Here is a 12,046-nt window from a genome sequence, read left to right as displayed (position 1 = left end):
CACTGCGCGGATGAGTTCCATGCATCCGAGCCGCGTCCATGGCCAACGCTGACCGCAGCGCCGATCCGATCGACCTGATTCACGTGTGCGACACCGATCCGGGTATCCGCCGGCGCCGTCACGGCAAAGGCTTTGCCTACCGCCATGACGCGGGCCATGCGGTGCGCGATGAGGAAACCCTGGCGCGCATCCGCGACCTGGCCATCCCGCCGGCGTACGAGCAGGTGTGGATCTGCGACGACGCGCGCGGGCACCTGCAGGCCACCGGCCGGGATGCCCGCCAGCGCAAGCAGTACCGCTATCACCCGCACTGGCAACGCCTGCGCGAACGCGACAAGTTCACCCGCGTGGTGGAATTTGGCCAGGCGCTGCCGCGGCTGCGCCGGCGTCTGATCCGCGACCTGAAACAACCCGGCCTGCCACGCGACAAGGTATTGGCGCTGATCCTGGCGGTGCTGGATGAAACGCTGATCCGCATTGGCAACGAAGCGTACGCGCGCGACAACGGCGCCTTTGGCGCCACCACGCTGCGCAATCGCCATGTGCAGGTGCGCCACGGCCGCCTGTATCTGCATTTTCGTGGCAAGAGCGGGCAAAGCCGCGAGGTGGCGCTGGACGATGCGCGTCTGCGCCGGCTGATCAAGCGCCTGCGACGTCTTCCCGGGCAGCGCCTGTTCCAGTACCAGGATGACGCCGGCGCACGCCAGCCGGTCGACTCCGGCCAGGTCAACGATTACCTGCACCAGGTGATGGGTGAACCGTTCTCGGCCAAGGACTTTCGTACCTTCGGCGGCACCGTGCGCGCAGTGGTGGAACTGGCGCGCACGCCGCTACCGGAACCGTTCACCGAGCATGCGGCCAAGCGCGCCATAGCCGCGGCGGTGAAACGCGTGGCCGAAATGCTGGGCAACACGCCGGCCGTGTGCCGCAAATCCTATATTCATCCGGATGTGTTCGAGGGCTGGCAGGATGGCACCCTGCACGCGCTGGTGGATGTACGCAGCACGCGCTATCCGCGCCAGCGTGAGCGCCGCGCGCTGGCCTTCCTGAAAGCCATGCGCGAGAAGGCCGCCGCGTCGCAGCCTTGATCGACGCGACGGCAAACACTCAACCCTTGTCGATACGCCCTTTCAGCGATTTGGCGTCGAACGGACCGGGCATGGCGATCAGCTGGCGGGCGGCATCCACCTTCTCCCACACGTTCCACAGCAGCACGCCACGCACGCGGCCGCGCTCCAGGTAATACACCACGCCCTTCTGATAAGGCTCGGCCCAGTCCTCGACCACCTCCAGGCCGGTATCGAGCACACCGACGGCCTCGTAGCCCAGATCGAACAGGTCCGAATAGAAGAACGGCAGCTCGGTGTAGGCGGCATCCTCACCGCGCATGGCGCGTCCGGCGTGGGCGCCCATGCTGACCGCGGCGTTCTCGTGCTCGACACGGATGCGACGGCCCAGATCCATGGCATGGAAACTGGCCACATCGCCGGCCGCCCAGATGTCCGGGTCCTGCGTGCGCAGACGCGCATCGACGACGATGCCATCGTCGACGCGAAGCCCGGCCGCCTCGGCCAGCTCGGTGCGCGGCGTCACACCCAGCCCAGCCACCACTGCATCGACGGCAAGCGTGCGCTCATCCTCCAGCGTCAGCTCGACGCCATGGTCGGTTTCCTTGCCGCCACTGACGCGCGAGCCCGGCATCACTTGGACACCGCGCTCGCGGTAATAGCCGGTGAGAAACTCCGACAAGCCCTCAGGGAAACGCCCCGCGCCGGGGCCTTCGCCCGGAAACAGCCAGCTCACCTTGACGCCATTGCCGGCCAGCGAGGCGGCCAGTTCGCAGCCGATGAAGCCGCCGCCGACCACGGCCACGTGTTGGCCTTCGGTAGCCAGTTCGCGCAGGCGGCGGTAGTCGTCATGCGTGCGAAAGTGCACCACACGGTCGCTTTCGATCGGCAGCTGGTTGGGCTCGGCGCCGGTGGCAATCAGCAGGCGCTTGTAACGGAACAGATCGCCTTCGCTGTCGCGTAGGCCGTGCGCGGCACGATCGACCAGCTTCACGCTGCGATCCAGATACATGTCCACGTCCTGGCGCTCGGTCTCGAGCATGATGTCGGCATCGTCGGTGTCGCCGTTCCACAGATCCTTGCTGAGCGGCGGACGCTGATAGGGTGCCTCGCGCTCGTCACCGATCAACGCGATGCTGGCCTCGGGCGCGCCCTCACGGATGGCCTTGATGGCGGCATCGGCGCTCATGCCGGCGCCGACAATCACATAATCGTAGGCGTGTTCCATGCATGTCTCCTTGTGGCGTACTTGAGACGCTTCATCATGCGCGGGCACTGCGCTAGAGTCACTGTCACGCTCAGCTGAATGTTCAGCTTCACAGGAAAAAATCATGCCAGGGAAGGAATGGTGCACGGCATTGGCCACGGCGCTCTCGCTGCTGTTGGCCGCCTGCGCCAGCCAGCCGCCTACCCGGCCGCACGCCGCCTCGCCAGGCGCGCCATCCATGTCCTCCGCGTCCGGCCGCTCCGATACCACCAAGTCGAAGACACTCACCGGCGCCATCGAGGACACCTATATCATGGCGCCGCGGCAGGTGGGCCCCTACCACCTGCTTTCCACGCACAACTATCAGCAGGCAGACACCTTGAACGGCCGCCAGGTGAAGCCGGAAGTGCTGGGTGGCGTGCAGCTTCGCTATGGCTACAGGGAACATGACCAGCTGGGCTATGCCGATATCTACATCTACCCGCTGGCCGATGGCGACGCCGACGCCGTGCTGGGTCGCGGCATGCAGCACTTCGTCGATGCCAGCCACCTGTTCGTCAAGGCCGGGCTTTATGATCACGTCGATGTTGGCGCGGTGACGCCCGTCCACCTCGACGGCATCGACTGGCCCGGCCGCGAGGTCACGCTGACGCTGTCACGCGACGGCCAGACCTTCCGTTCGCGCATGCTGCTGTTCATGCATCACCTGTATTTCGTCAAGGTGCGCATCGACGGCAAAAGCACCGCCGGCCAGTCCATCGACAGCTTCGTGCAGCCTCTCCTGACGCAGGTGCTGCCGGCGCTGCAATGGGTAAGTGTCGGCACCTGTGGCCGCGACAAGCGCATCCTGACACTGAAGCCCGGCCAGCCGATGCCGCCGGATTTGAATGGCGGCGTCAGCACCGATGGCTGGACCATCGCCATGGCCTTGCCGGCCCATGACACCAAGGCATCTGGCGATCGCCTGGCCAAACAACTGCTGGCCGAGACAGCGTTGGCTGCCAAGCGCCAGCAGGCCGGTGGTTGTACGGCAATGGACTATGCGCCCCCGTCGGGCAACGCCGATCGTGCGGTGCTGCATCTGCACTACCCCGCGGACCTGTTTAGCAGCCACACGCACTGACGGCGCATGATCTGAGACCACGGCGGCGTACACTGTGCGGCCAGATTCATCCGGAGCCTTGCATGTCCACCGCCGTCATTGTGCTGATCGCCCTGGTCGCCACCTGCCTGCTGCTGCAACTGGTCGCCTTGTTGCGGCCGAAGAAGGACGACGCGCTGGCGTCGCAGCTGGCAAATCTTCGCGAGAGCAACGAGCGTCTGGAGCGCACGTTGCGCGACGAGCAGCGCGCCGGTCGCGGCGAACTGGCGCAGGCCTTCGAACAGTTTCGCGGCCACGTGCAGCAGCAGATGGATGCGATGGGTGCGCAGCAGCGCGAACGCATCGATGGCTTCGGCCAGCGCCTGGCGCAGCTGACCGAACGCACCGATCGCGGCCTGGAAACCCTGCGCGGCGGCCTCACCGAGGATGCGCGCAAGGGCCGCGAGGACAGCCGCGCCTCGCTCAGCCAGTTCGGCGAGATGCTGCAGCAGCGCCTGGGCACGCTCAGTGAGCACAACGAAAAGCGCATGGCCGAAGTGCGCGGCACGCTGGAGGCCCAGCTCAAGGCGCTGCAGGCCGACAACGCGCAGCAGCTGGAGAAGATGCGCGCCACCGTCGACGAGAAGCTGCAATCGACCCTGGAAACCCGCCTGGGTCAGTCGTTCAAGCTGGTCTCCGAGCGCCTGGAAGCGGTGCAGCGCGGGCTGGGTGAAATGCAGAGCCTGGCCACCGGCGTGGGCGATCTCAAGCGCGTGCTGACCAACGTCAAGACGCGCGGCACCTTCGGCGAAGTACAGCTGGGCGCCCTGCTGGAACAGGTGCTGGTGGCCGAGCAATACGCCGCCAACGTGGCCACCGTGCCAGGCTCCGCCGAGCGCGTGGAGTTCGCCATCCGCCTGCCCGGCGCCGACCGTGACAGTCAGGTCTGGCTCCCCATCGACGCCAAATTCCCGCGCGAGGATTACGAGCGCCTACTGGATGCGCAGGAAGCGGCCGATGCCGAGGCCGCCGGCGCCGCCGCGCTGGCGCTGGAGCGACGTATCCGCGACGAGGCCAAGACCATCCGCGGCAAGTACGTGGCGCCGCCGCACACCACCGATTTCGCCATCCTGTTCCTGCCCACCGAAGGCCTGTACGCGGAAGTGATCCGCCGCCCCGGCCTGTTCGAACTGCTGCAACGCGAACACCGCGTCACCCTGGCCGGCCCGACCACGCTCAATGCCTTGCTCAACAGCTTGCAGATGGGCTTTCGCACGCTGGCCATCGAAAAGCGCTCCAGCGAGGTCTGGGAGCTGCTGGGCGCGGTCAAGACCGAGTTCGGCAAGTTCGGCACCGTGCTGGAGAAAACCCGCAAGCAGCTGGACACGGTGCGCAACTCCATCGACTCGGCCGGGGTACGCACACGCGCCATCGAGCGCAAGCTGCGCGGCGTGGAATCACTGTCGGGCGATGATGCCTCCAACCTGCTGGGCCAGGCGCTGGATGACGCCACACCGGACACCGACGACGAAGCGTCCTGAGCGCCTGGACGACAGAGCCACCCGGTCAAAAACTGGGCTGCATGAGGACGGCGTCGCGACGATTGGCCGTCGCCAAGAGGCAAGGCACGGCGCAAACATGGATCGCGCCGTCGGCAGGGCGGCCGCCTGGATTGTGCCTCCCACGCTCCTAGGAGCGTGGTCAACCGGCTACAATGGGCGGTGACGTTATGAAGGATGTCCCATGAGCGATTCGTCCAACCCCGCCGCCACCGTCACCCGTGAACAGGCCGAGGAAGCCGTGCGCACGCTGCTGCGCTGGGCCGGTGATGATCCGAGCCGCGAGGGCCTGCTCGATACCCCCAAGCGCGTGGCCAAGGCCTATGCCGACTGGTTCTCCGGCTACGCCGTCGATCCGGGTGAATACCTGCGTCGCACCTTCGAGGAAGTGGAAGGCTACGACGAGATGGTGGTGCTGCGCGGCATCGAGTTCGAAAGCCACTGCGAGCACCACATGGCGCCGATCATTGGCCGCGCGCATGTCGGTTACCTGCCCAACAACAAGGTGGTCGGCATCAGCAAGCTGGCGCGCGTGGTCGATGGCTTCGCCCGTCGCTTCCAGGTGCAGGAAAAGCTCACCGCGCAGATTGCCGGTTGCATCAACGACACCCTGCAACCACGCGGCGTGGCCGTGGTCATCGACGCCAGCCATGAATGCATGACCACCCGTGGCGTGCACAAGCGCGGCGTGTCGATGGTCACCAGCCAGATGCTGGGCGCGTTCCGCGACGATGCCCGCACCCGCGCCGAGTTCCTGCGCTTCATCGATATCGACGGGCGCCACTGAGTCCACATTACGCATGACTCCCGCGCACGGAATGGCCCACTGATGTTAATGGACCTGGGCACCGTGGCCGCGCTCGGCGCCCTGCAGGCGCTGGTCATGGCGCCCGTGGTGGTGCTGGCGACGCGCCGCTACACCGGCGTCGCCGGCCGTGGCCTGAAACTTTGGGGCATGGTGCTGCTGCTGCAGGCCGCGGCATGGGTGATGGCGGCCGGACGCGGCCATATAAGCGGCTGGCTCAGCATTGTCCTGGCCAACGGTCTGCTGCTGGCCTCGTATGTGCTGACGGTGCGCGCGATGCGCCTGATCCTCGCGCGGCCGTCGCACACGATACTGTGCTCGGCACTGGCGCTGGTGTCCTGGCTGGCGCTGACCTGGTTCGCGGTGGCCGATCCGATATACGGCGCGCGGGTCGCGCTGGCGCTGCTGCCCACGCTGTTCTACGCCGGCATGCTGCTGTGGCCCATGCGGCATGCACTGCGTCGCGGCGGCTCAAGCGCGCAACGGGTGATGATTCTGGTGCTGCTGGGAAGCGCCATCACCACGCTCTGGCGGCTGGGTGAGCTGGCTTTTTCACACCACGCGCCCACGGCGTTGATGGTGAGCACCCCGGGCAATACGGCGGGCATCGTCTATGCCAGCATCGAGCCCGTGTTCGCCTCGCTCGCGTTCTTCATGCTGTATGCCGAATCGGTGGAACAGCGCCTGGCCCGCCTGGCGCGCATCGACCCGCTGACCGATGTCTACAACCGCCTGGCCCTACTCGAGCTGGGCCGTCCATTGTTTGCCAGTGCGCTGCGCCATGGCCGCAGTTTCGCGGTGATGATGATCGATGTGGATCACTTCAAGCGCATCAACGCTGCCTTTGGCCATGGCGGCGGTGACCAGGTGCTGGTCGAAAGCGTACGCTACATGCGCCAGGCGTTGCGCGCCGAGGATATTTTCGGTCGCGTCGGTGGCGAGGAGTTTCTGGTGCTGCTGCCGGACACCACCTTGCACGAGGCGATGGCCTCGGCCGAACGCGTACGCGCCGTGGTGGCGCGCACGCCGGTGCCCCTGCACGAGCGCCAGCTGCCCATTTCGGTATCGATCGGCGTGGCCGAGATGGAACCAGGGGACCGGGAACTGACCCGCATCATCGAGCGTGCCGACATGGCGCTGTATACCGCCAAGCTGGAGGGCCGCAACCGGGTGTCGTGTGAAATATCCAACGCCGCCCGCCGCCATGCCGCCGCCCATCCGGCCATCGACGATGCGCTTGGAAATTCACATGATCAGGCCTGACATGAATGCGCTGCTGGGCTTGCTGCTGGCCGGCGCCATCGCCTGCGCGCCGGCATCAGGGGCGACGCCGAGCACCGCCACCGCCTACCTGCGCCTGTTCGACACCAACCGCGACGGCCGTGTCAGCCTGGCCGAGTACAGCGCCTGGCTGATGCGCGGCTTCGATCGCCTGGACCGCAATCACGATGGCATTCTGGAAACCGAAGAACTGCCGCCCGGTCACCACAGCGGCGCACTGATCACCCGCCGCCAGCGCCAGGCCGACATCGCCCGCGTGTTCCACCGCCAGGACACCAATCACGATGGCTATCTGGACGCCCGCGAACTGGCCGCGCCACCACGCTGACATGCCGCTGCGCGGCAACGTGCGCTAAGGTGCGCGCAATCTTTCCGGATGCCCGGCCATGATTGAGCCCGCCCCAAGTAACGCGCGCCGCAACGCCGCGTTCGCCTTCATCTTCGTCACCGTGCTGCTGGACATGCTGGCATTCGGCCTGATCGTGCCGGTATTGCCGCACCTGATCGAGCAACTGATTGGCGGCGGCATTGCCAAGGCGGCCTGGTGGGGCGGCATTTTCTCCACCGTGTTCGCTATCGTGCAGTTCGCCTTCTCACCCGTGCAGGGCGCGCTGTCGGACCGTTTCGGCCGGCGTCCGGTGATCCTGATTTCCAACGCCGGCCTGGCCATTGACTTTCTGGTGCTGGCGCTGGCGCCGACCCTGTGGCTGCTGTTCGTCGGCCGTGTCATCCTGGGCATGACCGCGGCCAGCTTCACCACCGCCAATGCCTACATTGCCGACATCACGCCGGCCGAGAAGCGCTCGGGCGCGTTCGGCATGCTGGGCGCCGCGTTCGGGCTGGGCTTCATCCTGGGTCCGGGCCTGGGTGGCTGGCTGGGACACATCGACCTGCGGCTGCCGTTCTGGGCCGCCGCCGCGCTGGCGGCCTGCAATTTCCTGTACGGCTTTTTCATCCTGCCCGAATCGCTGCCACGCGAGCAGCGCACGCCCCGCTTCGAGTTCCACAGCGCGCACCCGCTGGGCGCGCTCAAGCTGCTGCGCCGCTACCCACGTGTGCTGGGGCTGGCCGCGGTGATGTTCCTGGTCTATCTGGCGCACTATGTGCTGCAGACCACCTTCGTGCTGTACGGCGACTACCGCTACGGCTGGGGCACGCAGGCGGTGGGTTTCGTGTTGATGTTGGTGGGCGCCTGCGATGGCCTGGTGCAAGCGCTGCTCACCGGCCGCCTGACGCCCATTTTCGGCGAGCGGCGCGTATTGCTGTGGGGCATGCTTTGCGGCGTTGGCTCGTTCGCGCTGATGGGCCTGGCCAGCATCGGCTGGGTGTTCCTGCTGGCGATTCCGCTGATGGCGTTGTGGGGCCTTTCCGCCCCGCCCATGCAGGCGATCATGTCGCACGAAGTCAGCGCCCGCGAGCAAGGCCGCCTGCAAGGCGCGGTCACCAGCCTGGGCAGCTTCGCCGGCATCTTCGGCCCACTGGTGTTCACCCAGGTATTCGCCTTTTCCATCGCGCCACAATCGCCCTGGCACCTGCCCGGCGCCGCCTTCCTCCTTGCCGCCCTGCTGATGGTCGCCGGCACCGTGATCGCCGCCTGGACAACGCGCGGCTATACGCGTGTTAAAGAGGACGAGGACGTAAGGCACTCCTCGACGGAAGTCAGGACATCGACTGCTTCGACTGAGGAAACAGCAATACGCCATAGCGAAGAGGAAAGTGACGAAGTTCGCGGTTAAGTCAAAAAAGAGCGATTAGGCTGGTTTGTGTGACACCCTGCATGAGACGCATTCTTGAACAGGGTGTTATCCGCAGACATGGAGTCACGCGATGAGCCCCGCCCAGTCAAAAAGCATGTTGGTATATCGACAGGTCAAATGCGGCCTTCGGTCGGGCCTTTACAGCCCCGGCCAGCGCATCGATCCTGCCACGCTCGCCTCTCAATTCGACACCAGCCCTACCCCGGTTCGAATGGCCCTGTACCGTCTGTTGGGTGAAGGACTGTTGGCTGACCACGCGCGCGACGGACTTCATGTCCCCATGCTCAACGAGTTCGCGTTAAGCGATCTCTACGACTGGATGGAACGCCTGCTGCTTATGGCCTGCGACATGGATTTGGCACCTGTGGACCACAGGCGTCGAATATCGGAGATGTCCGTCAACGGCGACCCGGTCAAGCGAACATGGCAGCTGTTTGATGCCATCGCCCGCGCCACCGCGCATCACTCGTTACAACGCGCCATTCGCCAAACCAACGACCAGCTGGCCCCCATCCGCCGCGCCAAGCAAGACCTACTGACGCAAGCCCGCGAAGAACTGGCTCCGCTGCTGGCCTACTGGCAGACAAGCGATATTCCAGCGTTGAAGTCCGCGCTTCGCAGCTACCATGAATACCGCAAGCAAGTCGCCCCACGCATCGCGAACCTGCTCAGTCAGCGCATGGATGACTTTCACTAAGAGCTACCGATATTGATTGGCAGCTAACGACCCAAAGCGGACATTGCAGGAACCGAACCTGACCCCGTTCTTCGACGGGTGCGAACGACCCGAAGCGGACGGCAGCATGTAGCGGCAAGGACCAAGCATGTGGCCCTCTGCTCCGATGCGGTGCTGCCAATACCAGAGCGTCGTCACGCATGCACACCGGGCTCTCCGCGCTTACAGTAGGGGAACTGGACGACATCGCGTCAGGACCCATATGACCGAGCGAACTCTTTGGTTCACGGCAAGGCAACCCGATGGCACTGACATGGCGCCAGAGCTACTTCGTTTCGGCGAGTCTATCGGGCTGGAGCGAGTCGCCCGTGGGCGGTACAGCCTCTTGCTCTTGCTCGGCCTGTTCGGAGGCGCGCAATCTCGCACGCAAAATCCTGCCAAAGTTGTTCGAGAGATCGAAGTGTTGGAAGGGGTCCGTGGGGCAAGCAACCTCAAGTCCGAAACACAGTTTGATCGCGTCCCGCTCAAGGGGCTGTGGCACAAGCACTATCTCCAGGATGGGCTTTCGTCTATGGCGCGAAATCTACGCAAGGGGATGCATAGGAACGGCCTTCCGTGGCTTGAGCAGCAGGTAGCCGAAGCGGAGGCTTCCGGGAAGGAGAGATTCCTGTCAGCGAAAGACTGCGAGCGGATCGCATATGACGCGGTCGTGAGCAACTGGGAGAGGCTCGTCCAGGATTCGGCGCTCACCGGCGAGTGGCTGATTTATGCAAAGCATCACGGCAAGAACTACTATCTTTGCCTTGGAGAACATGCGACTGGCGATGCGGTGTTGCGGCGACAGATCAACGCCGTCTGTCTCCAGGAGTTCCCGTTTCTTTCTCAGATCCTCCATCCGCTTACCGAATAGCCGGGATCTACATCAGCCCCTCATTGAGCGGACGCCTTTGAGTTGGCTGCGCTAGCTCAAGGCCGCCGTTCATTGGGAGCAGCTGGTTGCAATGAACCGTTAGCTAATTTCTTCAACTTCACTCGGATCAACTTCCTGTTGCACTTCAATAACGGGGTCGCCCGTTTTTACGTAGCTTTCAGATTCCTTCAGGTCTTCCCAAGTCTTCTCGTTGGTTTTCAATGTCTCGTACTTCGTAACGTACTTCGGTGGCATTAATGATCGACTAAGCGCACCAAGAGAGTTTAGCGAAGGCCATGCTTCGCCCGACCCACCAACATTGATTTTCGCCTTTTTGAACGTAGAGGCCACTGCCAATCTTTCCTGAACCTTCGTGACCACTACCCGTACTTTTGGACGATCTATGGATCCAAGTACCTCTAAGGTATCCGGGTCGCGTATATCCTCGCCCTTAGGGTCAAGGACATCAAAATACATGCCCGCCTTCACGCCATGTTCTGATCCTGCGGCAATCACAATCTCTCTGGAATTTAGGACGCGTGCGACCTTGGATCTTATAGTCTCGCTCACTTTTTCACCTCGACATCCCTAGGGCTGGCAAACCTACTGCGCAACTCTTCAACCTCATCTGGGACGATATCGCACCAGTCTTCAAGTGCATCGTCTGCTGTTGCAAGCTGCTCAACAACTATTGCCTCCATTCGGGCAAGGGTAATTGCGTGAGACTGCGGGTCCTTAGATTTTGATATCTCAATTCCGACTCTTGATAAGCTCTGATACAGTGAAAACAGTCTCCGGAATGCCGACCGCGCGTGAGGCCTTATGATTTCCCTTGCCGCGCTCGTAGCCGATTCCTTTCCGATATAGAACGAGCCAACAAAACTTAGCGCCAGGGCAATCACCCAAAGAAGGGTGTTTTCCAAGCTGGTAAGCGGGCGGATAGCGGCCGCAATGATCGCAATGAATGCAACCAAGACTGCGGTCAATACAAGTATTAATGGAATCGTGGGTTTAGATATTTGCATTCGCTTTTCCGCAGATTCCATCCCAATAACCACTGAATATACGGCCCCGTGGGCCTGTATATACTTATATCGCCGCGCCAGCTAGAAGAAGGCACGCCTCTGACTTTTCGGTAACTTTGCGGCACTCGACCCCTGTTGCGCTAGCCAGTATAGCCAGAACCAGCTGCCCCTTGCATTTCACTAGACCGGCGCGTCTTCTGTCGCCGTTATCTAGCCAACACGCTCGTCCGATGACTGCTTCTTGATTGAGACCTCGGCTGTCCCCTGTTGGCCGATTCCGGCTTTGCGCTTGAAGCTGGGTTAGTTGCTCATAGCGTGGCATCAATGATTGCTTCGGTAACTGACCTTTCCCCTCCAAAACCTCCCTAACGACAGCCCGCACACAGCCGGCCTACGGCGTGACGGGCGTCACACTGCACGTTTAATTATCAGTCAATCATTTGATAATTAAAGATTTTTTATCCTACGTTGACGCTGTCATGGAGCTGCCATGACGCCAACAGTAGGAGACTGACATGAACACCAACGACGACATTCACACCAACGCGTCGGAAGACGTGATCGAGCTTGGCGTTGCAAGCGTCGAGACCAAGGGGCTGTCAGGGATCACCGAAAACTTCGGTGCTGTTCCGATGGAAGGCATCTCCGACGCATGACTCACAAGGCGCGCCGAAAGGC

General features: G+C 63.2%; 13 protein-coding genes. 10 read left to right on the top strand and 3 right to left on the bottom strand.

Annotation, left to right across the window (positions count from 1 at the left end; translation table 11 throughout):
- Positions 1-38 precede the first annotated feature (38 nt).
- Positions 39-1,088, top strand: a complete 1,050-nt coding sequence (locus HBF24_RS11585) for a DNA topoisomerase IB (RefSeq protein WP_167173037.1) — start codon at positions 39-41, stop codon at positions 1,086-1,088.
- A 19-nt stretch (positions 1,089-1,107) separates the two neighbouring features.
- Here HBF24_RS11585 and HBF24_RS11580 read toward each other — a convergent pair whose 3' ends face one another.
- On the bottom strand, positions 1,108-2,295 hold the full coding sequence (locus HBF24_RS11580) for an FAD-dependent oxidoreductase (RefSeq protein ID WP_167173036.1): 1,188 nt from the start codon (positions 2,293-2,295) through the stop codon (positions 1,108-1,110).
- A gap of 103 nt (positions 2,296-2,398) precedes the next feature.
- On the opposite strand from HBF24_RS11580, the gene HBF24_RS11575 reads away from it, so the two are divergent.
- The 8 genes from HBF24_RS11575 to HBF24_RS11540 all read left to right on the top strand — a co-directional run bounded on the left by HBF24_RS11575 (position 2,399) and on the right by HBF24_RS11540 (position 10,343).
- Positions 2,399-3,397, top strand: a complete 999-nt coding sequence (locus tag HBF24_RS11575) for a hypothetical protein (protein WP_167173034.1) — start codon at positions 2,399-2,401, stop codon at positions 3,395-3,397.
- A gap of 62 nt (positions 3,398-3,459) precedes the next feature.
- Positions 3,460-4,896, top strand: a complete 1,437-nt coding sequence (rmuC, locus tag HBF24_RS11570; RefSeq protein WP_167173032.1) for a DNA recombination protein RmuC — start codon at positions 3,460-3,462, stop codon at positions 4,894-4,896.
- 202 nt (positions 4,897-5,098) lie between these two features.
- A complete protein-coding gene (folE, locus tag HBF24_RS11565) occupies positions 5,099-5,701 on the top strand; it encodes a GTP cyclohydrolase I FolE (RefSeq protein WP_167173030.1) in 603 nt (200 codons plus the stop codon).
- A gap of 42 nt (positions 5,702-5,743) precedes the next feature.
- Positions 5,744-6,982, top strand: coding sequence for a GGDEF domain-containing protein (locus tag HBF24_RS11560; RefSeq protein WP_167173029.1), 1,239 nt, complete (start codon positions 5,744-5,746; stop codon positions 6,980-6,982).
- A complete protein-coding gene (locus tag HBF24_RS11555) occupies positions 6,969-7,328 on the top strand; it encodes an EF-hand domain-containing protein (protein WP_240922497.1) in 360 nt (119 codons plus the stop codon). Before HBF24_RS11560 ends, HBF24_RS11555 begins: the two co-directional genes overlap by 14 nt.
- A gap of 58 nt (positions 7,329-7,386) precedes the next feature.
- Positions 7,387-8,736: a TCR/Tet family MFS transporter gene (locus HBF24_RS11550; RefSeq protein WP_167173027.1), complete on the top strand. Its 1,350-nt coding sequence runs from the start codon at positions 7,387-7,389 to the stop codon at positions 8,734-8,736.
- A gap of 91 nt (positions 8,737-8,827) precedes the next feature.
- Positions 8,828-9,454, top strand: coding sequence for a GntR family transcriptional regulator (locus HBF24_RS11545; protein ID WP_167173025.1), 627 nt, complete (start codon positions 8,828-8,830; stop codon positions 9,452-9,454).
- A 241-nt stretch (positions 9,455-9,695) separates the two neighbouring features.
- Positions 9,696-10,343, top strand: coding sequence for a hypothetical protein (locus tag HBF24_RS11540; RefSeq protein WP_206064300.1), 648 nt, complete (start codon positions 9,696-9,698; stop codon positions 10,341-10,343).
- A 99-nt stretch (positions 10,344-10,442) separates the two neighbouring features.
- On the opposite strand, the gene HBF24_RS11535 is transcribed toward HBF24_RS11540, so the two are convergent.
- Both HBF24_RS11535 and HBF24_RS11530 read right to left on the bottom strand, forming a co-directional pair.
- On the bottom strand, positions 10,443-10,913 hold the full coding sequence (locus HBF24_RS11535) for a hypothetical protein (protein WP_206064299.1): 471 nt from the start codon (positions 10,911-10,913) through the stop codon (positions 10,443-10,445).
- Positions 10,910-11,389: a hypothetical protein gene (locus HBF24_RS11530; RefSeq protein ID WP_167173024.1), complete on the bottom strand. Its 480-nt coding sequence runs from the start codon at positions 11,387-11,389 to the stop codon at positions 10,910-10,912. Before HBF24_RS11530 ends, HBF24_RS11535 begins: the two co-directional genes overlap by 4 nt.
- Positions 11,390-11,883: 494 nt before the next feature.
- On the opposite strand from HBF24_RS11530, the gene HBF24_RS11525 reads away from it, so the two are divergent.
- Positions 11,884-12,024 (top strand): benenodin family lasso peptide, encoded by a 141-nt coding sequence (locus tag HBF24_RS11525; protein WP_167173022.1) that lies wholly within the window; start codon positions 11,884-11,886, stop codon positions 12,022-12,024.
- Positions 12,025-12,046 lie beyond the last annotated feature (22 nt).

Source organism: Oleiagrimonas sp. C23AA (assembly GCF_011759385.1).
Lineage (GTDB): Bacteria > Pseudomonadota > Gammaproteobacteria > Xanthomonadales > Rhodanobacteraceae > Oleiagrimonas.
Note: the sequence above shows the minus strand (reverse complement) of the source record. Positions and strands in the feature narration are given on the sequence as shown.